The 25,664-nt window shown below is 39.8% G+C and carries 17 protein-coding genes; 2 read left to right on the forward strand and 15 right to left on the reverse strand.

The window, feature by feature from the left end:
* Positions 1–6: 6 nt before the first annotated feature.
* The 4 genes from rnr to HOY35_RS08080 all read right to left on the reverse strand — a co-directional run bounded on the left by rnr (position 7) and on the right by HOY35_RS08080 (position 3,256).
* Positions 7–2,307: a ribonuclease R gene (gene rnr, locus HOY35_RS08065; RefSeq protein ID WP_172211906.1), complete on the reverse strand. Its 2,301-nt coding sequence runs from the start codon at positions 2,305–2,307 to the stop codon at positions 7–9.
* A 51-nt stretch (positions 2,308–2,358) separates the two neighbouring features.
* On the reverse strand, positions 2,359–2,595 hold the full coding sequence (gene secG, locus HOY35_RS08070; protein WP_172211904.1) for a preprotein translocase subunit SecG: 237 nt from the start codon (positions 2,593–2,595) through the stop codon (positions 2,359–2,361).
* A gap of 98 nt (positions 2,596–2,693) precedes the next feature.
* Positions 2,694–2,978, reverse strand: coding sequence for a GNAT family N-acetyltransferase (locus tag HOY35_RS08075; RefSeq protein ID WP_172211903.1), 285 nt, complete (start codon positions 2,976–2,978; stop codon positions 2,694–2,696).
* An 11-nt stretch (positions 2,979–2,989) separates the two neighbouring features.
* Positions 2,990–3,256 carry a (4Fe-4S)-binding protein gene (locus HOY35_RS08080; protein ID WP_172211901.1) on the reverse strand — a complete coding sequence of 89 codons (267 nt, stop codon included), beginning with the start codon at positions 3,254–3,256 and terminating at the stop codon, positions 2,990–2,992.
* A gap of 152 nt (positions 3,257–3,408) precedes the next feature.
* Here HOY35_RS08080 and HOY35_RS08085 point away from each other — a divergent pair, with 152 nt between their 5' ends.
* Positions 3,409–3,522, forward strand: a complete 114-nt coding sequence (locus HOY35_RS08085; RefSeq protein WP_172211899.1) for a DUF4044 domain-containing protein — start codon at positions 3,409–3,411, stop codon at positions 3,520–3,522.
* A 154-nt stretch (positions 3,523–3,676) separates the two neighbouring features.
* On the opposite strand, the gene HOY35_RS08090 is transcribed toward HOY35_RS08085, so the two are convergent.
* From HOY35_RS08090 to HOY35_RS08135, 10 genes are all read right to left on the reverse strand, one after another.
* The gene (locus HOY35_RS08090; protein WP_172211897.1) at positions 3,677–6,028 is read right to left on the reverse strand and encodes an InlB B-repeat-containing protein; all 2,352 of its coding nucleotides are present in this window, start codon (positions 6,026–6,028) and stop codon (positions 3,677–3,679) included.
* Between the two features lie 599 nt (positions 6,029–6,627).
* The gene (locus HOY35_RS08095) at positions 6,628–8,067 is read right to left on the reverse strand and encodes a 6-phospho-beta-glucosidase (protein ID WP_172211895.1); all 1,440 of its coding nucleotides are present in this window, start codon (positions 8,065–8,067) and stop codon (positions 6,628–6,630) included.
* A gap of 38 nt (positions 8,068–8,105) precedes the next feature.
* Positions 8,106–9,548 carry a glycoside hydrolase family 1 protein gene (locus HOY35_RS08100; RefSeq protein ID WP_172211893.1) on the reverse strand — a complete coding sequence of 481 codons (1,443 nt, stop codon included), beginning with the start codon at positions 9,546–9,548 and terminating at the stop codon, positions 8,106–8,108.
* A 73-nt stretch (positions 9,549–9,621) separates the two neighbouring features.
* On the reverse strand, positions 9,622–11,058 hold the full coding sequence (locus tag HOY35_RS08105) for a glycoside hydrolase family 1 protein (RefSeq protein ID WP_172211891.1): 1,437 nt from the start codon (positions 11,056–11,058) through the stop codon (positions 9,622–9,624).
* 157 nt (positions 11,059–11,215) lie between these two features.
* Positions 11,216–13,111 (reverse strand): beta-glucoside-specific PTS transporter subunit IIABC, encoded by a 1,896-nt coding sequence (locus HOY35_RS08110; protein ID WP_172211889.1) that lies wholly within the window; start codon positions 13,109–13,111, stop codon positions 11,216–11,218.
* 207 nt (positions 13,112–13,318) lie between these two features.
* On the reverse strand, positions 13,319–14,176 hold the full coding sequence (gene licT / locus HOY35_RS08115) for a BglG family transcription antiterminator LicT (RefSeq protein WP_172211887.1): 858 nt from the start codon (positions 14,174–14,176) through the stop codon (positions 13,319–13,321).
* Positions 14,177–14,342: 166 nt separating this feature from the next.
* Positions 14,343–14,939 carry a recombination mediator RecR gene (recR, locus tag HOY35_RS08120; protein ID WP_172211877.1) on the reverse strand — a complete coding sequence of 199 codons (597 nt, stop codon included), beginning with the start codon at positions 14,937–14,939 and terminating at the stop codon, positions 14,343–14,345.
* A gap of 206 nt (positions 14,940–15,145) precedes the next feature.
* Positions 15,146–16,324 carry a pyridoxal phosphate-dependent aminotransferase gene (locus tag HOY35_RS08125; RefSeq protein WP_172211875.1) on the reverse strand — a complete coding sequence of 393 codons (1,179 nt, stop codon included), beginning with the start codon at positions 16,322–16,324 and terminating at the stop codon, positions 15,146–15,148.
* Positions 16,325–16,333: 9 nt separating this feature from the next.
* Positions 16,334–16,804, reverse strand: a complete 471-nt coding sequence (locus tag HOY35_RS08130; protein WP_172211873.1) for a DUF5590 domain-containing protein — start codon at positions 16,802–16,804, stop codon at positions 16,334–16,336.
* A gap of 62 nt (positions 16,805–16,866) precedes the next feature.
* On the reverse strand, positions 16,867–19,341 hold the full coding sequence (locus HOY35_RS08135) for a helicase C-terminal domain-containing protein (protein WP_172211871.1): 2,475 nt from the start codon (positions 19,339–19,341) through the stop codon (positions 16,867–16,869).
* 154 nt (positions 19,342–19,495) lie between these two features.
* Between HOY35_RS08135 and HOY35_RS08140 the strand changes: the two genes are divergently transcribed.
* The gene (locus tag HOY35_RS08140; RefSeq protein WP_172211869.1) at positions 19,496–20,131 is read left to right on the forward strand and encodes an MBL fold metallo-hydrolase; all 636 of its coding nucleotides are present in this window, start codon (positions 19,496–19,498) and stop codon (positions 20,129–20,131) included.
* 382 nt (positions 20,132–20,513) lie between these two features.
* On the opposite strand, the gene HOY35_RS08145 is transcribed toward HOY35_RS08140, so the two are convergent.
* Positions 20,514–25,439 carry an InlB B-repeat-containing protein gene (locus HOY35_RS08145; protein WP_172211868.1) on the reverse strand — a complete coding sequence of 1,642 codons (4,926 nt, stop codon included), beginning with the start codon at positions 25,437–25,439 and terminating at the stop codon, positions 20,514–20,516.
* Between the last annotated feature and the right edge of the window lie 225 nt (positions 25,440–25,664).

The raw sequence follows: 25,664 nt of genomic DNA on the forward strand, positions 1-25,664 counted from the left end.
CAACCTTCATTTTTTGCCACGCCCTTTTTTCTTTTTCATTGCCTTCTTATAGAAAGGCTGTGCTGTTTTTTGACTTGTTTTTCTTTTTTCCTTAGTCTTACTATCAGCTTTACGCTGACTCTTTTTAGCTTTTAAATCAGGCTTAATGAAAAGTGGCACCTCTTGCTCAATGAATTTAAAATCAATTTCACCTGTTTCAGCATCAGACTTGATAAGTTCTATTTTAACTTTTTGACCAATCTTAATCACTCGACCTGTTTTTTCACCAACTAAGCTCAGCGCCTGCTCTTGATAATTATAATATTCATTTAAATTACTAATATGAACCATACCCTCAACAGTATTGGGCAATTCGACAAAGAAGCCAAAGCGAGTCACACTTGAAACAACTCCGATAAAGGCCTCACCAATGCGATTCGCCATATACTCAGCTTTTTTAATCTTTTCGACCTCGCGCTCCGCATCGACCGATCGACGCTCGCGCTGACTTGATTGAAGCGCAATTGCTGTCAATTTTTCGGTCAGCTTTTCCATATCTATTGTCGATTTCTGGTGTGTTTTATAATATCGAATCATTCGATGGACAATTAAATCTGGATAACGGCGAATTGGTGAAGTAAAGTGTGTATAAAATTCAGCAGCCAAGCCAAAGTGTCCTTCATTGTGCTCGGCGTATTTCGCCTGTTGCATACTTCTTAATAGCATCGTGCTTAAAACAACTTCACTTTCACTACCTTTGATATTTTCTAAAAAGCTTTGTAGCTCGTGTTGATCGACCTTAGAAATAGTCCCTTTGACCGTCTCACCCATCATACTGGCAAAATTGAAAAATCGAGTTAATTTTTCCATTTTAGGATGCTCATGAATACGATAAATAAAGGGGAGCTGTTTTTTGGAAAAATGCTCTGCAACCGTCTCATTAGCAGCTAGCATGAATGATTCAATCATCCGCTCAGCCGTGCCACGCTCACGTAATTTAATATCTACGGGCGTGCCATCAGCATCCACAATAATTTTAGCTTCAGAAGTATCAAAATTTAAGGCACCACGATTTTGACGCTTTTTTTCTAAAATATGATGCAAAGTTTTCATTTCGTTAAACATTGGCACAAGCTCTTGATAGCGTTCAAGCTGCTCACTATTGCCCTCAAATATCGCATTGACATCATCATAGGTCATGCGTTCATTTGTTTCAATCACCGATTCATCAATGCGATAACGTACAACCTGTCCCTGTCGGTCAATTTCCATTAAACAGGTCATTGTTAATCTTGGCACTCTCGGATTAAGCGAACAGATGCCATTCGATAAACGTTCAGGGAGCATCGGTACAACACGATCCGTTACATATACACTTGTCCCGCGCTCAAAGGCTTCCTTATCAAGTGCTTCGTTCTCTTTAACATAATAAGAAACGTCCGCAATATGAACACCAAGCTCAAAATTGCCATTTTCTAAACGACTAACCTGAACTGCATCATCCAAATCCTTAGCATCAGCACCATCTATTGTCACGATTTGTGAGGCTCTAAGGTCCAAACGATTTTTATATTCAGCCTCATCGGGAGCTTCAGGTACCTTTTCAGCCGCTGACATCGTTGACTGCTGAAACTGAATCGGAATTGACATTGATTCTAAGATTTCTAAAACATCGATACCTTTAGTATCCTTTGCCGCCAGTACCTCCGTCACCTTCACTTGCAAGCTATTCGGAAATGCTTTATCCGGATAGTAGGTAATTACTGCACTAACCAAGCTTTGATCCTCTGGTATTAGACCTTCATTTTCAACATAAGCAAGATACGGCAGCTTACGATTTCTTGATTTAATCGTGCCAGCTAAATCTGTTGCCTTAACCTTTTCTTGTGGGTATTTAGAAAAAATACCAATAATCTTAGTGACCTTACGCTCGATAATACTTGTGATTTCGCCCTCTGCACCACGATTTAATAAGGTGTTCGCGGGTCCAATAATCACAAACGCAACTTGGTCACCATCCATAGCAAACATCGTGTGCTCCTTGGCAACATATATTTCAGGCTCCTCTGGATCAACTGAAATAAATCCAAAGCCCTTTTGGTTAGCCCTAAAGGTACCTGTCAAATGAATTCTTTTTTGAACAAGTGCGACTTTACCATTTGCTTTAAATTCTACCTTGCCATCTCGCTCTAAATTAGCAACCGCCTGTACAAGCTGCTTAAAATCATTAGCCTTATTTAGCTTTAAATCAATTGCTAGCTTTTCCATTGAAACGCTCTGCTTGCTCTGGCTCTTTAAATATTTAATAATTGTTTGATTGATTTTCATAACTCTCTTTTCCTATAAATAAAAAAGTTGAGCAAAAAGCCCAACCTTCAACTAATTTGATGATAAAAATACAACAACAAAAGCAATTAATAACCAAACACCAGTTAATACTGCTGTTGTCCTTTGCATGACTGCTTCAAAGCCACGCGCTTTTTGTTTACCGAATAACTGATCTGCACCACCAGTGAAAGCACTTGCTGCAGAATTTTGTTTACTAGGTTGCATTAAAATTGAAATCACTATAATTATTGAAAGGACGACCAATACGCCTACTAAGAAATTAATCACTTTTTTCCTCCACTTAAAAATTCGCTTTTTTAACTATATCATATTTTACGAATAAATAAAACGATAATTTACTCTTTGCTTAATCATATTGACACTATTTACAGCAAATCTTGATATTCTATTTTTCGTTCAAACTCTTTTTTGGCGAAGGGACAAAGTGGCACTACTCGATAATTATTTTCCCGAGCAATTTCAACCGCTTCAGCCACCAGCTCTTCCGCAATGCCCTGACCTCGATATTCTGGCTGAACAAAGGTATGATTAATTGTCATCACATCAGCTGCTAGCTCCCAAGTAATTTCACCTAGTGCAAGTGTCTGATTTGCCCATAGAACTAAACGATTCGGCGTTTGGCGAAATTCTAGATCTAAATGATTTGTCATTATAACCTCCACTACTCTTTTACTATGTATTTAAGCGCACCCGTTGGACAAGAATTAACCACAGCCATTGTTGCTTCACACTCACCCTTATCTGACATAATCCATGGTCGACGTCCAACCTGAAAAGCCACGGGATTGCCACGAACGCAATTTCCAATGTGTGCACAAATTTCTGATGAATAATAGATGTCCAGCTTTTCACCCGTGTATTTGCGATAGCCTGAAGCTAATAATAAAGCTTCAGTTACCAATCGTTGATTGATTTTATTGCCTTTCATACCATCCCCCACAATCCGCTTCAATGAAGCTGTTAGCCTTTACTCAAATTATATCAGCAAAAAATTAAATTTCATAGTCATAATATTTCATAAATAGGCTAGGCAAATCAACTATCTTTTGCCATAATGGATATGATAAGTAGGAGGACAAAATGAATAAAAAGAAAAAATCAACCTTTCAAGTAATTACTAATATTGTCGTCTGGGTAATGCTAATCGTGATGATTGGTGCAATCGTTTTAAGCTCATTTATGGCGCTTACATAGTAAAGCATAAAGAGGTAGGAACACAAGTTCCTGCCTCTTTTTATAATTCTCGTAATGCATTAACAATACACAGCGACATAGAAAAATAGATAAAGTTAATCAACGCAAGCTTAGACTTTGCCTACATTACTAGACACCTTTTGGCACACTTTTTTTATTCGATGAACGCGTCACTGGTCAGTTGAAGCCATAAGGCGGGGCGAATCGCACAATAGCTAGTGTACCCCCATGGATCTTTCATATAGCTATCACGAATAACTCCATTATTAACATAACAGGCATTGCCAGTGTATAAGCTTGGTGAGTGTAACCAAAAAGCATTTTCTCTATTAAACGATCCATCGTTGACATCGGGAAAATCTAAGAGGGCAGCAGGTTGACCGATAAAATAAGGGCCTGGCTGATTACTAGCTATTGAACAGGTATAGGTCACGTTCGCGGTATCCATTACGGTATTCAAGTCACCAAAGCTTAGGGCAAATGCCTGCTTGGTATAGCCGTCAGTTGGTTCACTAGAATATAAGGCTTGAAAACGTGTATCATATAAAGTTGTAAACCGAGGATCCTGAAAAGCAGCTTGATCTATGGTTAATCCCGTCGTATATTGAGTGTACGTAGGATTTTGCAAATTAACATATAGAACATTTGCCTTTGCCACCTCAGGAATCACATCTTGGTAATAAGCCTCAATTGCACCTCGTGCATAACCCGTTGGAGCATAATCATAACCATTTACGCCATCTTTAAACCAGGTATCAGAAGAACTATTTGCCACTGTCAGCTGACTCCAGCCAAAAGAAAAATAGTTTATCGACAAACTTGGTGTTTCCAACCTTGTCAAGGCACTGACCTTCAACACTAACCGATTGTTTGCCGTTGCCTTCAAGACGCGCCAAATGGCATTCCCCCAAATAAATTCTTGAGCCGTGGGTGCTGCCTCATCAGGCGTCTCAGTCGCATTCAAATTCTGATAATGTACCGCATATAAAACGGTCGAGCTATCACTAAGCGTTAGCTGATGCGCTTCATGCAAACCATAGCCGAGATACTTTTGATCTGGTACATTCAGTGTTGTTCTGACATCAGCATAATCTTCTGGTACGTACAGCGATTCCGCTTTTGTAGCAGATGCGCTAGTTGCCCAGCCCAAAAAGTAATGATTTGCTTTTGCTTGATCTGGTATCGAAAAAACAGGATTTGCTTGAGGCACCTTGACCGTTTCCAAGGTTTCTGTGCCGTCATAGCTCTTCAAAAGCACCGTATAAGCCGCCTCAAACTTAGCATAAAAATGCTGCTCACCAGTCGAGCCACTCGCAATTGCTACATCAGATACTTTGCTTGCTTCCGAAAAATCAGCAGCGGTATACCAGCCCACAAAGGCAAAATCACCTGCTTTTGTTGGCTCAAGCAAGGAAATATCAGCACTCTCACTTGTGTAGCCTGTTGGATTATCCTCTGCATTGATTCCCCCATCTAAATGATAAACAATTGAATAGACCACCGTCCACTTGGCATAAAGCGTTTTATCACCTGTAATTGCCGTTGAAAAGTCAAAGCTGACCTCACTATCTGCTTCAAACCAGCCATCAAAGCGATAACCTTCACGTATTGGTGCTATTGGCGCCTTTGCTTTTCTCCCCTTAACAACGCTCTGCTCAATCGGTGCACTAGCTTCTGTTTCATAGCTCAAGTCAAAGCTGACTTTATACTTAACAGCAGGTCGGGTTGGCTGCTCCTCTGATGGCACTGGTTCTTCTTCAGAGCTTGACGAAGTTGAGTTGCCAGCTGGACTTGATGAAGTAATCGTATCGGTTGAACTATCTGGATTTGATGGCAATGACGCATCAGTTGAGCTGGCTGAACTCTCTGATGAGCTACTTGATGTACTGTCACTAGCGGCTGCCAATTCAAAATCACCTCCTATGATGGTTTTAAATGCCGGCTTTTCACCAGCAACGACCGTTTGATGATGATGCACTGCTTCATGGGTATAGCTGCTCGCTGCGCTGACAACGGCTGTCCCAGCAAAAATAATGGCGAGAACACCAAAAGCGGCGAATTTTCGTTGGTAAAAAAGTAGTCCCACCATTGCCAACAGGACAAAACCAACACTCGCAAGTATTTTAACGATTTGCTCACTGGTTGTTGGCAATACTTTGATTGACCCATCAGAAAGCCTGATTAAAAATTGACGACTGGCACCTGCTTTTAAAGTGCCGATGTTTTCAGTGACCGTTGCTTTACCGAGCCTTTTGGCAAATTTTTCTGGCAAAACAACCTTGGCGACCGTATTAGTTGCGGGCTGGTTGAAAATATTTTTGACTGTCACGCTGACTGCTTCGGCACCTGACCGACTATTTGACGCTTCAATAATGTCAACTGCGAAATGCGTATCGGTATCAGTCGTCTCAGCAATGACACTCGCTGGCAATAAGCCAAATGAAAATAGTGTCAAAGCACTTAAAAATAGGTACCATTTTATTGTAATTGTCTTCATCTTCCTCATCTCTTTTCTCTTTTTAATGGCACGTTAATAAACCAACCGCTCTAAATTAATTCACAATTAATAATATATAATTGTGAATTAGTTGAAACGCTCAGTGAAGTCATCTATTCAGCTATCATCATAAAAGCTAATTTTCGTGTCGTGTCGTGTCGTGTCGTGTCGTGTCGTGTCGTGTCGTGTCGTGTCGTGTCGTGTCGTGTCGTGTCGTGTCGTGTCGTGTCGTGTCGTGTCGTGTCGTGTCGTGTCGTGTCGTGTCGTCCAAGTCTAAGCATCGTTATTCCTCCTGTCAAGCTTTTTATAATTAAAATTAGAACATTTCAATAAAACTAATTTAATTTTAATTTAAAACTCATTATAAAGCAATAACTATTAAAATGAAATCGAATACAGCATTCTGTCTCGAAGGCATTGGATTATTCGCGCGAAAGCAGCACCTTTCCCGTGAATTGGGCATTGTTTCTGTGGAACAATGCCAGATGCCTAAAAACAATACCTATAACGTTAAATCGGTAATTCCAATCTCTCTTCATTCAAAGCAAAAAGCCTAATTCATTCTCAGAAACAAGAATGAATTAGGCACAAATACAGCATACCAAGTATTAATTATTATTATCTAAATTTTCCCCATTACTTGCAATCACTTGCTTATACCAATTAAATGATTTCTTTGGTGTTCGTTTGAGCGTCCCATTACCTTGATTATCTCGATCAACATAGATAAAGCCATAACGTTTTTTCATCTCTCCTGTACCAGCAGAAACCAAATCAATACAGCCCCAAGAGGTATAGCCGAGCATTTCAACGCCATCCAAGTCAATCGCATCACGCATAGCAGCGATATGCTTCGCCATATAGTCAATTCGATAATCATCTGCGACATAACCATTTTCATCAGGCACATCAACGGCACCTAAGCCATTTTCAACCACAAATAATGGCTTTTGATAACGATCATAGAGGTTATTGATTGTTGTTCTAAAGCCCTGAGGATCAATCTGCCAGCCCCATTCGCTAGCCTCTAGGTATGGATTTTTAATGGAGTCAAAGATATTACCACTTGTTTTTTCAACCTCATCATTGTCCGCACCAACAGCAACTCGAGTTGAGTAATAAGAGAATGAAATAAAGTCAACCGTATTTTCTTTAAGTAATTCCAAATCACCAGCTTGAATTGGTAATTCAATACCGTCGCGCTCTAATTTTTTTATAAAGTGACGCGGATATTCACCACGTGCCTGAACATCGATTAAATAAGCCTCATCACGCATTTCTTCATAGGCTGCCCAAACATCGCCTGGACGACAAGAATACGGATAATACATTCCTGCTGCCATCATACAGCCAATTTGATTTTCAGCGTCAATCTCGTGACCGATTTTAGTCGCAATTGCTGAAGCCAATAATTCGTGGTGTGCTGCTTGAAATTGAGCTGCTTTTTTATCTTCACCGGGCTCAAAAACTAAGCCCGCTCCCATAAATGGTGCGTGTAAAATCATATTAATTTCGTTAAAGGTCAACCAATATTTAACTAGCCCCTTGTATCGAGTAAATAGGACACGAACCAAATTTTCATAAAAATCGACCAATTTACGATTTTTCCAGCCACCATAAGCTTCAATTAAATGAATTGGACAGTCAAAATGAGTAATCGTCACTAATGGCTCAATACCATACTTACGGCATTCCTTAAATAAATCTTCATAAAACTGTAAACCAGCTTCATTAGGCTCAAGCTCATCACCCTTTGGAAAAATACGTGTCCATGCAATTGAAAGTCGATAAGTCTTAAAGCCCATTTCAGCAAATAGAGCGATATCCTCTTTATAACGATGATACATATCAATCGCTACCTTTGCAGGATAAAAATGCGCATCATCAAATGCTAAATGCTTCATTTCACCTGTGATAATTGGATAACGATCAGGTCCCCACGGTACAACATCGACATTTGCTAAACCGCGTCCACCTTCATCATAGCCACCCTCACATTGATTGGCAGCTGTTGCACCACCCCATAAAAAGTTTTTTGGAAATCCCATTACTGACAGCCTCCTTAATTAAAATTTATAATAAATATCTAGTTATTAACACTTAAATCACTGCCATTGCTGGCAATTACCTGCTGATACCAATCAAATGATGCTTTTCTACGTCTGGAAAAATCACCAGTCCCATCATCATAGCGTTCAACAAAAATAAAACCATAGCGTTTTGCCATCTCACCGGTTGACGCTGAAACTAAATCAATACAGCCCCATGGGGTATAACCAATCAGATCAACACCATCCTCAACCGCTTCTGACATTGCTGCGATATGCTGTTTTAAATAATCAATTCGATAGCCATCTTGAATTGTGCCGTCTGCCTCTAGCTTGTCATAGGCACCTAAACCATTTTCAACGACCATTAATGGCACTTGGTAACGATCATAAATTTCATTTAAGGCAATTCGCAATCCTGTAGGATCAATTTGCCAGCCCCAATCACTTGCCTTGAGATAAGGATTTTTAGCACCACCAAATAAATTCCCCTTCGTTAATTCAGAAGGATCAGCAGTCTGACAGAAGGTCATATAATAACTAAAGGTATAAAAATCAACTGTTCCTGCCTTTAAAATCGCTTCGTCTTCATCAGCAAATTCGATTTCAATTTGATTTTCTTTGAAATAACGCTTAGCAAAGCTTGGATAAGCACCTCTGACCTGAACATCGCCACAAAGATAATTTGAAATTTGCATTGATTTTTGATTGACTAGAACATCTTTGGGATTACAAGTCAAAGGATAGCTTAAGCTATAGGCAATCATACAGCCAATCTGACAATCTGGGTCAATTTGATGACCGAGTGCCACCGTTTTCGCACTAGCAACAAATTGGTGATGTAATGCTTGAAAACGCAATTGTGGTTTATCAGCCTGATTCATAAAATCAGTGGTGCCTTCATTTAAAATACCTAGCGACAATAAATTACCTAACGGCATTGCACCACAGTTAATTTCATTAAAGGTCAACCAATACTTCACCTTACCTTTAAAGCGTGTGATTAATGTTTCAGCATATTTAACATAGAGCTCAATCACTCGGCGATCTGCCCAGCCATTATACTTTTCAGTCAGTGCAAAGGGCATTTCATAATGGGAAATTGTAATTAATGGTTCAATATTATATTTTAGACATTCATCAATTAGTTTTTCATAAAATGCTAATCCAGCTTCATTTGGCAGCTTTTCTTCACCTGTTGGAAAAATTCTTGTCCAAGCAATTGAAAAACGATAAACCTTAAAGCCCATCTCTGCAAAAAGCGCAATATCCTCTTGATAACGATGGTAATGATCAATCGCCTCATGCGATGGATAAAAAGTATCTGGTTCAATCACTGGTGTGATTCGTTTACTTTGAGTATGCGAACCGCCAGTACAAATATCTGAATCTGAAATACCTTTACCCGCTTCTTGCCATGCACCCTCTAATTGATTGGCAGCTGTTGCACCGCCCCATAAAAAATTCTTTGGAAAAGCCATTAATTTACCTCCTTATATTCACTACTTATAGCCAAAATAAATGATTAATACAGTTTTGAAATGATTGATGAAATTAAATTTCTAAACCATTCGTTTCAATCACCCTTTTATACCAGTTAAATGATTTTTTCCTGTAACGTTTCATAGTGCCACTACCGTCATCATTCATATCGACATAAATAAAGCCATAGCGTTTTTTCATTTCACCTGTTCCAGCCGAAATCAAGTCAATCGGACCCCACATGGTATAGCCAATCAAATCAACGCCCTTTTCAATTGCCGAGTCCATTGCCTTAATATGATCACGCATATATTCGATTCGATAGTCATCCTCAATCGTACCGTTAGCTTTTAATTCGTCCGCAAAACCTAAACCATTTTCCACGACCATCATCGGTAGATTATAACGATCCTGTAAATCAATTAGCGTATATTCCAAGCCGATTGGATCAACCTGCCAGCCCCAATCATTAGCCTTAAGATATGGATTTGCTTTGCCACCCATTAAGTTACCTGAGGTTTCGTCAGCCTTTTCATCCGTTGTAATACAAACGGTCATGTAGTAAGAAAAAGTATACATATCGACTGTTCCAGCTTTTAGTATTTCAATATCACCTGCTTCAAATATTGGAAATATTCCTTTATTTTTCAGATAGGTGGTCATATATTTAGGATAGACACCTCTTACTTGAACATCGCCCACAAACTTGGTAAAGGACAAATCAAATTCTTTTCGTTTTAAAATATCCTCTGGCTTGGGTGTCAATGGATAGCTGGTAATATGGCAAATCATACAGCCAATCATAAATTCTGGATTAATTTCATGACCAAGCTTAACAACCTTTGCACTTGCAACCAAGGCGTTGTGTAATGCTTGAAAACGCACCTTCTCATTAACCTTAGCGCCATCAGGATAAACTGTTTGATCACTTGGATTAATTCCTAATACAGTCATTTCTCCATGATCCATTGCACCAAAATTCATTTCATTGAAGGTCAGCCAATATTTTACTTTCGACCGATAACGTGTCATGACCGTTTCAGCATAGCGAACAAATAAATCAATCACACGTCTATCCGCAAAACCATTGTATTTTTCAACAATCCCCATTGGTAGCTCAAAATGCGAAAGCGTAATCAACGGTGTCATACCATTGGCAATTAATTCGTCAATGACAGCATCATAAAATTGTAGACCAGCTTCATTCGGCTCTGATTCGTCACCATTTGGGAAAATACGTGACCAAGCAATACTCATTCTGAAAACATTGAAATTCATTTCACTAAAAAGCTGAATATCAGTTTTATATTGATGATAAAAATCAATTGCTCGGTGACTTGGATAGTAAGTACCTTCTTCAATTGTCGGCGTAAACCGTCGTGGTGTATCGACATTACCTGCCGTCTTTAAATCGGGAACAGAAAGACCTCTGCCACCTTCATTATAGCCACCTTCAAATTGATTGGCGGCTGTTGCACCACCCCATAGAAATCCCTTAGGAAATACCATGATAGCTCCTCTCTTTGTTCAAATTACTAATTCTAATATTGGATTTACCATAACTCATCTATTTACCAGTCAATTTAAACCAAACTTAACTTTTTTAATTATTAATAATAAATCGACTGATAGAAAAAGGGAGTAAAAACACTCCCTAATATTTAAGCTAATCCGCAACTAAAGTCAGTAATGAATCACCGACCTTAACACTCGTTTTTTCTGTTTCAAGTACATCGACATAGTCCGTTGTATTAGTAACAATAATTGGCGTTTGAACACTAAAGCCAGCTGCTTCAATTGCAGGAATATCAAAGGATACCAATTTATCACCTTTTTTTACCGTTTGACCCTGTGTAACATGCGTTTCAAAATATTGACCATTCAATTGCACCGTATTGTTACCAACATGAATCAAAATTTCTGCACCAGTATCAGTAATCAAGCCAATTGCATGCTTCGTTGGAAAAAGTGTCATAATCGTACCAGCTGCCGGTGCATAAACTTCGCCCTTACTTGGGATAATTACTACACCTTTACCCATGATACCTTCAGAAAAAGCGGCATCCGCTGATTGACTCAAAGGTAAAACCTCTCCTTCGATTGGCGCAGCAATCTCTGCTTTAGTTAATTTTCTATTATGTCCTGTCGCTGCTGCCTTTGCTTCATCCTTTGAAAGTGCGATTGTCGGCGCATCATCGTCAAAGCCAATAGCGTAAGCAACTGCAAAGCCTGCAACAAGTGCTAAGGCGTCTAGGATAACGCTATAAATCAAGTATTTCATTGAACCATCTGGTGAAATTAAGGTTGTATATCTAAAAATGCCTAAACCACCCATACTATAAGCTTGGATACCTAAGCCCATGGTAATTGCACCAAAGACACCACCAACCGCACAAGAAGCCCAGAAAGGTTTCTTTTTCGGTAAGGTAATACCGTAAATCGCAGGCTCGGTCACACCAAAAATTCCTGAAATAAAGGCTGGTATGGAAAGCTCTTTTAATTTTGCATTTTTAGTTTTTAGCAAGACAGCAAGCACTGCGCCTGTTTGCGCAAAGCTGACGCTACCGCTTGGTGAAAGAAGTGCTGTCGGATCACCCTGAGATAAGGCAATAATTGCAAATGGTACCAATGCCCAATGTAAACCGAACATAACCAGAACCTGCCAAGAAAAGCCTAAAATCGCACCAAATATTATAGGATTGAAATTTTGAACTGCAAGTAAAGCTGCCCCTAAAGCATCTGAAGCAACATTCATCACTGGTCCAATTGCTAAGAAGGTCAATGGAATTGTAATTAGTGCTGTAAAGAAAGGTACCAAAAATAGTTTAACAACATCAGGGATAACTTTTCTTAATTGCTTTTCAATAAAGGCTGCAAACGCTGCTGATGCGATAATCGGCATTACTGTTGAACCATATCCTGCTGCTGGAATTGAAAAAGGAATACCAAAGAAATTCAACCCGCCGCTCTCAGCAAAGGTAGCCGTAGCAGAGCCATCAATAAAGCCCGTATAAACAAGTGCTGAAGCAATCATCATACCTAGAAATGGTGAGCCACCAAATTTTTTCATCGCTGTATAGCCTAAGAAAATTGGTAAGAAAAGAAATAAACCATCACCCATTGCATTTAAAACAGCGTAGGTAGAGCCTGCCGCAAACTCAGAACCAAGCGCAAAGCTTAAAATAGCTGCAACACCCTTTAACATACCGGCTGCTGATAAGGGTGCTAAGATTGGTTGGAAAATACCCGAAATCATATCAACAAATCGGTCAAATAAATTACCCTTCGGTCCAGTAGCAACCTCTGGCTCCAAAACACCCAACACCGCATCAACATCTTTTCTGACATCTGGCACATGATTGCCGATAACAACTTGATATTGACCACCTGCCTGCATGACCGTTACAACACCGTCTGTATTTTTCAATGCTTCTGTATTGGCCTTCGATTCATCCTTCAATTTAAAACGTAATCTTGTAATACAGTTTGTTAAGTCGTTGACATTTTCTTTGCCACCAACCTCTTTAACAATTTTTTTTGCTAAATCCTCGTATTTACCCATTTTATGCCTCCATTTAATAAAATTTAATTAATTTTTACTGGAGGTTTCGCCAACTTAATGTCACGATCCGAACAACCCTTGTCTTTCCAAAGACCATTAATTCAATCATTTTTCAGCTATCAAAAAATGAAAGCCTCTCCTTTCTTCAGGATTACAAGCTTGAAAAGCTTGCTATATTTATCTGAGTATTTTATAGCCTCAGAATATTTATTTATGATTATTTTTATCAATAATTCTCGCCAAATGAATCGTTAAATAGACCTGCTCATCTGGTGAGGTAGAATAATGCCATTGTTTTTCTAAAAAGGATGTTACTTTTTTAGTTGCCTCAAAAGCTTCAGGGTATTTCTTGATAATTAAAAAATACAAATCGTCATCAACATTTTCTTCAATTTGCTGTGTTCTACCCTGGAGTACTCTTTCAGAAAAAAACTTTAAGTGTGTCATGAAACGTTGGAAATAAATCGTTTCCTCATCAAAATTAATTTTTAAAGTATACTTAACAACCGTTAAGATTTCTTCAATTAATCGTGTTAAATCAACTGCACTTTGATCCTCATTGCCGATATCCATTTCTGCATTTACAAGATGTAAGGTTAAAAAACCTGCTTCATCCTCTGGCAAGCGAATAGATAATCTATCTTCGATAATATCAAGTGCCTGCTTACCAACCGCAAACTCCTTAGGAAAAAAGCGCTTAATATCCCATAGTAAGAAGTTTTTCATTGCTATGCCTTGTTTAAACCGTTCAACTGCTGCGTGTAAATGATCAACAATCGCAATAAAGGCAACATCATTCAAGGTTTTATCTAATGCCACTCTTGCAGTCGTTAATATTTTATCTGCAAGATAAATTTCATCATCACTAATTTCAGCAAATAATTCCTCAATTTTTTCAGTTTCTTTCACACTTTTTAATTCATAAATTTTTTCTACTTCATTTTCCGAAATTGTATCTCCGATTTTTCTCTTAAAACCTAATCCCCTTCCCATCAAAATGACCTCTTGATCATTTTTATCTAAAATTATGACGACATTATTATTTAATATTTTTTCAATTCTCAATACTTCCGCCACCTCCAACCCTATTTTTTGAACAAAAAAACCTAATCAACACCCATTATCTCAGGTGTTGATTAGGTTTAGCTTAACTAAATAATAACCATCCATTTCAACAAAATCATCATACCACCTTTTGAAAGCGCTGTCAACCAGTAAATTATAAATATAACTAAATTTCACGGCGACCTTCGACAGCCTTTAAAAGAGTAATTTCATCCGCATATTCCAAATTACTACCAACAGATAGGCCATGTGCTAAACGAGTTACCTTGATACCCGCCGGCTTAATCAGCCTTGATAAAAACATCGCCGTCGCTTCTCCCTCAACAGTAGCATTGGTACCAATAATTACCTCTGAAACCTCGGAATTTTGCAAACGCTGGATTAGACTTGCTGCGTTGATATCATCTGGTCCAGTGCCCTCCATCGGGCTGATTGTGCCATGCAAGACATGATAAAGGCCATGATATTCCCTCATGTTTTCCATGGCCACAACATCCTTAGCTTCCTCAACTACTAAAATTGTAGTTTGATCGCGCTTAGTATCCGAGCAAATGCGACAGGGATCTTCATCAGTCAAATCACCGCAAATTGAACAAAAGGTCAAATCCCGCTTGGCCGAAAGTAAGGATTTAGCAAATTGATTAACGTCCTCATCTTGCATTTCAATAACATAAAAAGCCAGCCTAGTAGCCGTTTTTTCACCAATACCTGGTAATTTCATAAAACTATCAATTAAAGTTGCTAGGGGTGTGGGATATAGCATTTCTTCCTCCATTAAGAGTTCTAAATATAAGATGCTGAGCACGGTTGATAGAAAAGCGAGCATAGGCTTTAAATAATTATAAGGACAGCTGGGTCATGAATTATTTTGACCTATGCCGAGATTTTCTAGCGTGTGAAGCCTATCAATCGTAAATATCAGGTAAAGAGGCAGGGATTAAATCACAGCACTTAACAAAAAATATTTTCCTATTTTTCCATAAACGCTTTAATTCGCTTAACGGCTTCTTTCAAGGTTTCCAAATCCGTCGCATAGCTCATTCTGATATTTTCGGGTGCGCCAAAACCAGCACCAGTCACTAAAGCAACCTTCGCTTCAGTTAAGATGGCATTAGTAAATTCATTAATATCACTAAAGCCCTTCAATTTCATAGCTTCTGTCACGTCAGGGAAAAGATAAAATGCACCCTGTGGCTTATCAATTTTAAAGCCTGGAATCGCGGCGACCAAAGGATAAACTTCATTGAGTCGCGCCTCAAATGCTTGACGCATCGTTTCAACCATTTCTTGTGAGCCGTTTAAGGCTTCAACCGCTGCGTATTGCGAAACTGCAGTCGGATTACTGGTGGATTGTGACGCAATTTTGGTCATCGCCGAGATAATTTTTTCATCAGCAATCGCATAACCAATCCGCCAGCCAGTCATTGCATAAGCCTTAGAAACACCATTTATAATGACAGTCTGCTTTTGAATTGCTTCACTAATTGATGCTAGTGGTGTAAACACTGCCCCATTATAAACGAGCTTACCGTAAATATCATCTGAAATGATTAATACATTATTTTCAACAGCCCAATTGCCAATTTGTGTTAATTCTTCTTTTGAATAAATGGCACCTGTTGGATTGGATGGTGAATTGATAATAACAGCCTTCGTTTTTTCTGTTCTTGCTGCCTCTAGCTGAGCAACGCTGACCTTAAAATGATTTGAACGAGTCGCCTTCACAAAAACTGGTACACCCTCTGCCATACTTACCTGTTCACCATAGCTCACCCAATAAGGCGTTGGGATAATTATCTCATCGGCTGGATTTAAAATCACTTGAAATAAGGTATAGAGTGCAAATTTAGCACCATCAGTCACAATGATGTTTTGGCTTTCTGGTTTAAAGCCATAATCCTTCTCAGTTGCCGCAATGATGGCTTCCTTCAAGGCTGGAATACCTGCAGTTGGCGTATAATAGCTCGCCTTTCCAGATTGAATCGCAGTGATTGCCGCGTCTTGAATATTCTTTGGTGTTGCAAAATCTGGCTCACCGACCGTCAAGGTCAAAATGTCCTCTCCCGCTGCCTTTAAGGCGTTTGCTTTCGCTGAGGCTGCTAACGTTACTGATGATTTTAATTTTTTGGCGCGCTCCGATAATATCATTTTTTCTCCTTATCCTTCCTCTACCTTGCCGTCTTTAAAGCCAACTAAAGCATATTTAACTTGCTGATCTAATACTTGCTTCACTTCCCATACTGGTGTGTCGTTCACAACTCCAAAATTAACCGATATATGCTCTCCAGAAAAACCCGACAATGAAATCGCCTTTTCAGGATTGATACCTTCTTTTGTTTCATAGGTTAAAATTTGCTTTCCCTTTTTAGGTACGACAACAATCAAAGATTCATCATTTTTGGTCCGCCCATAAACTGTATAATAGGTCGTATCTCTGGTAAACAGGTCAAAATCCGTAACCTCTTCAATATTAGCATATTTTTCCGCTGCTTTAATCGCTTCTGCTCGCCCAGAGCGATAAGGATAGGTGCTAATTAGATAGGTCACTAGAGTAAAACCCAAAACCAAAATAAGTAAGCCAATTACGCCATACAAAAATTTATTAATACGTGTTTGTTGATTTTCCATTAAATGCCTCGTTTATCTATTTCATTAATTTTAAAAAACGCCTTTTATAAATGTTTATTTTATCATGATTCTTTAAAAAAAGCTGTAATCTGACTAGGAATTTTTTCTAAGTCAGCCTGTTCAATCGTTAAATCTGTAGGTAAATTATTGATAATTCGCTTACCATAGCTTTTAGTTATTAAACGCTTATCTAACATCACAATTGCCGACTTTTGCGCTTGATGTCTTAAATTTCTACCAAATGCTTGACGGAGCTTTAAGGTTGCCAAAGGTAACGTATAATCCCTAAAGGCATTTTTAAATAATTGCTCCTGAACTAAAGTCATTCGCTTGACAAAGGGATTTTCCGGCTGCTCAAAGGGAAGGCGAGTGATCACCAAAATACTTTTTTCAAATTCGGGAAAATCTACCCCCTCCCAAAACGAAGAGGTCGCTAATAAAATTGCTTCATCAGCATAGCGAAAACGTTTTAAAATCCGTGAATTACTTCCTGTAATACCTTGGGCAAAGATAGTATTCTTTAATTGATTTTCTAAATGATAATAGGTTTGTTTTAGTAGTTCTTGTGAGGTAAATAAAACTAAAATCGGTCTTTTTAAATCAATTAATTTATCAATCACCTGACAGATATAACGACTATACTCCTTGGTGCTTAAATTTAATATATCGGGACTATCCTCAGCTACCCAAAGCTGTTGATTTCGGTAAATCGTACTGTCAAACCGCACAAACTCATATTGCTGGATACCAAGTAATTTAGGGAAAAAATCTGTCGTGCCATTAAACGATAAGGTTGCCGAAATAAAAATTTGTTCCGAAAAAACAGCCAGATACTCATTTACCTTGGAAACATTTAAGCTATTTTCAGCAAGCACAAAAGGCGCAGTATCAGCAACCCATTTAACCTTTTCTATTTGATTGGGCTGGAAATAAGCTAATAATAGCTCTATTTCTTCGATATACTCCGTACCAACACTCAATAAATCATTTAAATAGATGGTCAAGGCTTCAACTAGCTCACTATTTTCAATAAACCAATCGTCATCAAAATAGGTTGCTTCATTCCCCATCAGCTCATCAACTGTCGCTTTCAATATATCAATAATCCGAAACTGAAGCTCGCTATCCTTCTCGAAAGCCTCCTGCTCAAGCCGCTTGATTAGACCTGTTAAATTAATTTTCTTTTCTTGAATTTGTTCGATTGTCTTAAGCCATTGATGTGCTTCATCTATCAATAAAATATCATTTGAAAATAGCGTAGGCTCTTGCTTGAGACGTTCTAGTAAGTATGCATGATTCGTAATTAAAACTGTTGATTGCCTAACCTGTTCCGTAATACGTTGATAGAAATCATACTCGCCAAATTGATTAGCTAATGAGTGATTAGCGTATCTAACCGCTTCAAAAAAAGCATGCGTTAAGTCCAGATTATTAAGCTCATCTAAGTCCCCAGTTTCAGTTTCTAAAAGCCAAATTAGAACCCCCATTTGATAAATTGAGGTTCTTTTACCTGTCGCCGTTTTTAGATTTTTTTTAAGGGCAGTTAAATCTAAATAATTTCGCTTGCTTTTTAAAAGGGTGCCTTGAATACCGAATATTTCAGCAATCTTTGGCAGTTCTTCATCTACTAGCTGACTTTGTAATAATTTAGTTTCAGTTGAGACAACAAGGCGTTGATTTTTCCCAATCCGATTTAAAATACCAAATAAATAAGCAAAGGTTTTTCCGATTCCTGAGGGTGCTTCAATAAAATTAGGTAAGCCTTTCTTTTCAGTTAAGTATTCAATCATTTCGACTTGAATTGGGCGCTTCGTCATCCCAAACCGCTTCAATACCTCAGCTAAAATCAAGGGACTCCTTTTAATTTTAGCTTGACTAACAACCATTTTCTTTAATAATAAGCCATTTACTGCCACATATGAATGTTGGCTCAAATTTGAACGCAAATAGGCTTTTTGAAAAAAAGCACCAGTTTGATAAGACAGCTCACCTGATAAATCACTTAATTGACCTAATAAATATTTGGGCAGCTGCTGCACCTTTTCAGTCAATTTAAGATAAAGTGCCGCTGTTGCATAGGCGTCACTATCGGCCTGATGTGAATTTGAATGCTCTAGCTCAAATACTTTCGCAATATCCTCCAAGCGATAGCTTTCCAAAGTTGGGTATAATATCTGCGTTAGTTCAACAGTATCCATGCCCTTTTCATTAAAATCAATTTTTGATTGGGCAAAGTGATACTTTAAAAATTGATAATCAAAGTTGATATTATGGGCAATAAAGGTTCGATTTTGAATTAGGGCATAAATCAAGGGTGCAACCTCTTCAAACAGCGGTGCCGACCTCAATTGACTGTCAGTAATGCCTGTCAAATTCGCAATATGAACGGGCAGTATGCATTCCGGATTGATATCCTGAGCAAACTGATCTGTAATTTGTCCATCATCAATCAGTACAATACCAATTTGAATGATTTTATCACGTTGAGGATTAGGACCTGTCGTCTCCAAATCAACAACTGCATATTTCTCGCTCATTACATCCCTCACAATCTATTCCCATTGTATCATAAGGCGATTCAGTCGTAATGGAAAAAAATTAACTTTAAAATTGTAAAGGCATTCAGTCGCTAATTTTTGATAAAATGTTGTACAATTGGCTTAAACCACTTAACTAATAAAGGAGGATTCTATGCTCAGTGTCCAAAAGCTAACCAATCGAGTTGCAAATGAGAATACATATTTTATTTATAACGATAAGTTTTTATTAATCGTTGATCCAGGAAGCGAAACCGAGCAAATACTGGCAACAATTGACACAATCAATCTACCAATTGCAGCAATTATTTTAACACATACTCACTATGATCATATTATGAGCGTGGAGGCGATTCGTGCTAAATATATTGACGTACCTGTTTATGTTTCACCAAAGGAGGCAGAATGGCTTTACACGCCTGAGCTAAATTTATCAGGCTTAGATCGACATAACGACATGTCAGATGTCATCGTTCAGCCAGCTGAATTTGAATTTGTTGATTACGAAAATTACAGCTTGGGTGAAATGAGCTTTAAGGTATTACCCACACCCGGTCATTCAGCCGGTGGTATCAGCTTTCTTTTTGATGAATTTGTAATAACAGGCGACGCCTTATTTAAGGGAACAATTGGGCGAACTGATTTATTTACTGGCAATCAAGAGCAATTGATCAATGGGATTAAAACAGAATTACTAACCCTGCCAGAAACCTTGACGGTTTTACCCGGACATGGTCAGCCAACCACCATCAGAGAAGAAAAATGGTTTAACCCTTTTTTTAAGGACTAGCTAATAATCAAACAGCAAAGCTATCAAATCTAAGAATAATAGATTCTATCCAAAAAAGAGTCCCCTTGACGTGAATTTGGGATTCTTTCTGGGAAACAATACCATTTTCGCAAGAAATCAGCAATTATAACGTGAATTTGGAATTGTTTCTCGGAAACAATTCCTGATTCGCGGTAAAATCCCTAGCTACGCACAAAATAATCCTCAAAAATTGGTATCACGCCAACTTTTGAGGATTAATTTATTTTTAATACAACTATTTCTTTATTAATAATGTTCGCTAAGGTTCACTGCTAATTAATAGCATTCAGTATGGCTAAGGTTCACTATTGATTAACAGCATTCTGCAACGTCTAATTAACTCGCATTTCTAGCTTCAGTCTTAAGGATTACGCTTCTTCCTCCAGCCCCATACGCCTACACTAATGCCACCTAAAATAATAATTAATAATACAGGTACTTGATATACTTCGCCTGTCATTGGCAATAAGCGTAGTGTTTTCATTTTTTCTTTAGCCTTTACTGATGTCGGTGGCTCACCTTGACTTGGCATTTCAGGGTCAGCGACTTGATGATCCTCTGCCTTTAGCTCTTCCCACTGTGCAGTCAACACAAGCTTGCTTTGGACCTTGGTCAGCCTATCACTTGGCTGGTAAAGCGTACCCGCTTCATCGTCTGCTAGCCAGCCGCTAAACGTATAGCCCTCACGAGCTGGTATCAAATCTGAAATTATATAAGCACTACCCACCTCAATCTCGGCTGGGGCAGGAAGATTTTGAACAGCCTCAGCTGTCCCCGCCAGATAAAGCACCTGCAGACCGGTAATCGCTTGCCATTTGGCAGTTAAAGTCAGGTCACCTTGAAGCTTTTGAAGCAGCGTATTTGCTTGATACACCGTACCTGCTTGATCATCGGCCTGCCAGCCAATAAACAAATAACCCGCTCGTGCTGGTAGCTGACTGCTAATCACGTAATCTTCACCCTGTTTGACCTCGGCATTTTCTGGCATTGCCTCAACTCGCTCATCAGTCCCCGCTTGATAGAGAACCTTAAAGGTAGTCACTGGTGTTCCTACTTTTTGCCATTGTGCAGTAAAAATAATATTACCCTCAATCTCAATATCAGCTTGAGATTGATAAATTTTCACACCATCTGACCAACCAATAAAACGATAACCAGAGCGTTCAGGTACAGTTTCAGAAATCGTATAAGGTTCTTTACCTGAAATTAAACCAGTAACAGGATTTGGCGTTGGTAAATTAGTGACATTATCGGCACCTGGTAAATAGGTCACTGAATATTCCGCCTGCCACTGAGCAGTCAAACGAAGATTCACTTGTATATTTGAGATTGTGTTGCCTGCATGATAGGTCTTCTCCTCCTCATCACGCCAATATAAGAATCGATAGCCAGTTCGTTGAGGTAGCTGATTGGAAACAGTGCTGTCTGCTCCTTTTTTAACCACCTGTCCGATTGGTAAATCAGAAACGGCATCGGTTGTACCAGCATGGTAGGTTAGCTCATAGTTGACCGGTGGCACAGATCCCGTACTTGCAAAGGCACCAATATCAGCCGTTGTTCTACCATAGCCAAAGTAATCTCTCAGCATCTCTGCATCTGCGACGCCTGTATTTGCTAGCTGCGAATCTGCCAAGAGCGCAACTCCGGCTTCACTCGATAGATTTTCTGCATACATCGGTAGGGCATAGGTCGAAAGTGCATGGATACTCTCCTCTGGTGCAGCAGCCCCCTCTCCAAGTCCTAGCAGTGTTTTAATATCTGAATAAACAAGATTAGCACTACCGATATCGCTAGCATTATCTAATTTCGTTAGCCCCATTTCGCCATGAATCGCAACGGTCTTAAAGGCACTGTTTTGGATATTGGCTTTAATCATCGCTGCATTTGTGTCATCAATCGCCAAATCGACAAACTCGGTCAATGCCCCTCTGTTTGAAATGTTCGGAATGATGAAAAACTTGAAGATTCTTGCCTTATCAGATCCATTGCTTGCAGCATCCCATGCGTTTGTCCCTGCTCTCGGTAAGCTTGGTAAAAACGGACTAAAAATGGTATCCAATGCCGAACCATTTGAGGAAAGATTATAGTATGGCCAACTTCCTTCACTTCCTGAAACCTTTCCGTACATTAAGTCTTCTAAATCACTCATCAGCGTTGTTTTATTGGTTGAATAAATCGCAGTATTTTTGATTTTGCCACCCGCCATATAAAGATTATCGCCCTTTGGTGCATAGTTATCGACAATCGTTGTCCCCTTGACCTCGGCAAGTGCGTAGAGGACAACACCGCCACCTTTTCCGACTGTTTCATTTGGTTCAATCGCCCAATTGGTCCAATCGGTATTATTGGTTTGCCAGCTTACACCAAGCGCATAATTACCACTAACCACTGTATTAATGATTTTCGTTGGACTACTATCTGACTGAGCGGTCGCAGCCTGTACGCCTGTCGCAATCCCACCACCATTTTCAAAGGCAATATTACCAGTAATCAAGGAATTTTTAACCGTCGTATTGGCACCGGCAGCTAAGACACCACCGCCATTGGTTTCTGAGATATTACCTGAGACTGTCGTATTTTCCATCGTCGAGCTATCATTTAGGAAAACACCGCCGCCACAGCCTAAAAATTGATTGATAAAGGCTCTGGCTTCATAGTTGCCCTTGACCAAGCTATTGCGCAGGGTACCATTCCACAGGTAGATACCGCCGCCGCCTTTGGCGAGATTGTGATTGGCAATTTCTTCTGAAATTGTCCATTTGACCGACTGCTGGGTGGTTTGTGAGGTCGCCACATAGCCTTTTTCGATTAGGACACTGTCAACAATTCCTTTAACAGGCTCTACTTGAGAGACGATTCTGGCACCATAGGTGGTGCGGGCCGCATGTGACGGATAGCTTGACCAGGCATATTTAAGCTTAGCTGGATTACTGTTGTAATAATCACTATAGCTAGGATTATTTGCAATACTTGGAGGCGCGCCAAATGACGAGCCAGAAATATAGCCTTGAAAAACGTGCGCATTATCAGAATAGTAAGTCGTCTGTTTTTGCCCTACCAATCGTGTCTTTGGTTCACCCGTTTCAGTCTTTTCAGCTAGACCATAAAGGCTCATGCCCTTGGTTGTATCCTCTCTTAAGCTATTAAGCGTTGGTGCTAATATAATCCCATCCCAAATCGTTGTCGTATAGTCATTGGCGTAGCCGGTGTAAAGGTAGGGCTTGCCGTAGACACTAAAAGTACCTTCGCCCAGATAAATATTTTCAGCACCTGCCCTGTGAGCGAGGATAATGCCATACTGAATATCGCTACCACCCGCATAGGCGTTGTCCCAATCCTTACCACTATAATCACCCGAACCCTCTAACGTGATATAAAAATCCTTGTCAACACCTGCTCGCGCCCAGCTTGGTTCAGCACCTGCCGCCTCATAGGCACCGAGGTCGGGCTTTGTTCCTAAGATTCGGGAATTGCCTTTCACATCCTTGCCAACCTGTGGATAATAGCAGTCAACGGCTTGGCCAACTATGGCTGACGAATCGCTCTTTGGTGTGAAGTCAAAGCTGTCATTATAGCTGCCGTCGGGATTGCGATAGCCGGTCGTCCCGCTTGGGACATTGGTAAATAGCGCATTAGCATCGCTCTCAGCCTTCGGCTGGTAGTTGGCAATACCAGCACCTGTAATGGTAACTGGAATGGGATCACGATAATCTGACGGGCGCCAACCGTTATCACTAACCCACCCCCCTACGCCATCACTGTAGCGGTTAGGACGCTTATAGCCTGCACCTGTCGCGCCACCCGTATTTTGTGGGTGGATTAAAACCGAATAGGGTGAATAGCTAGACGTACTTTCAGTCGCTGCCCCAAACTCTGGTGCCATTAAAATATTATTTTGAAAAACCAAATCCCCATCCAAGCCAGCGAAGTTATAGTAGCTATTATTATTTGCGATGGTATTATTAGTCCAACGACTGTAGCCTAAGGCGACAATGGTTGCAAAGTCACCCACCTTGTATTTCAGCTGATGATCTTTAAATTGAGCGTCACTATATTCAAGGTTTGCTGAAATCGTCTCCGTGTTGGAATAGCTGTAACCATTATAGGCAACTAAGGAATTGGAAACCGCCCCACCATTGACCAGTAAAATCGGACTGGGTAGCTCATAGAAATTTAAATGTGTTAGGTCACCCCGACCTTCAGAGCTCAGCGCTTGACCATAAGTCACCCCATAAAAAGATGGTATATTCGAAGGGAAACCATATTTTTCTTTTTGCGCTTGACTTGCCTCACGACTACTATTATCCGTCACAGTTTCGCCCTGAATTGGTAAAATATCGCCCATAAAGTTATTGACAACCTTGACACGATTGAGTGAGCCATTAATCGAAATCGCTGAGGCAAGCTTGTCCGCTAGCTTGGCATGGTAGTCAAAATCTACTGCACCAGTAATAATTTCCTGCGCACGTGTCACAAACTGAAAGCCCATAAAGTGCTGTAAGGTCACGCCCTCAAGCATTGCATAGGCATTATCCATATGCAGCTGATGCTTAAAGGCATTTTCCCCCATTTCCTGTGAAAATAGAGCATCATAGCTTGAGCTTAAGCTATCTTTATTGGTCGTCAGATATTCTTTATTAATTTTAAATTTTAGTGAGGCTCTAACATGGGTTGATGTCGTCCCTAAGGCAATCATATTTTCCCATGTCGTTCCCATATTCGTAGCACTTGGAGTCGGATATGTCGGGTCTAAGTCTAATAATTCCGCTCTCACCCAAGCCCATAAGCGCTGACCGCGATCCTTTTCCGCTTCACTATCTGGGTATTTAACTAACGCCATTGGCAATAGCTGATATAATAATCGGTAATCATCATCAGAAATACTACTGACATCACCATCTGCGACACCAGTGAACGCTTGGCGAATCAGCTTGAGATGCGCCTGCCAAACCTCATCTGTGGTTGCCTCTGTTTCTTTTTTCGCCCCACCGTCGATGATGACATCATCTGCTGATAAGCCATCGGCAGCTCGGATAATCACTGGCTGATCAATCACCAGCGTGTCACTGAGTGTATAGGTGCCAGCAGGTAGCTCAATAATGCTGTGTTCCTTGTATTCTTTATAGATTGCATTGAAATCTGTGCCGTCCGCTTCTGTGACGGTTACGATGTCATCGACCACATCGTATGCACTGGCAAGCTCAGGCTTGATTAGCACCAAAACCAATGCCAGCACACTGACTGCTAGCCCGAAGCACACGCCCTGTTTTAACTGTCGTTTTTTCATTTTAACGCCCCTTTTTTCATTTTAAATTAATCGATAATTGATAATTAATAATTAGCTATCGTTGTAAAAAAAGGTGGCGTGATGCTTAGCGCTGTGTCGTGTCGTGTCGTGTCGTGTCGTGTCGTGTCGTGTCGTGTCGTGTCGTGTCGTGTCGTGTCGTGTCGTGTCGTGTCGTGTCGTGTCGTGTCGTGTCGTGTCGTGTCGTGTCGTGTCGTGTCGTGTCGT

Origin of the sequence: Enterococcus sp. MMGLQ5-1 (genome assembly GCF_013155265.1) — a bacterium.
Lineage (GTDB): Bacteria > Bacillota > Bacilli > Lactobacillales > Streptococcaceae > MMGLQ5-1.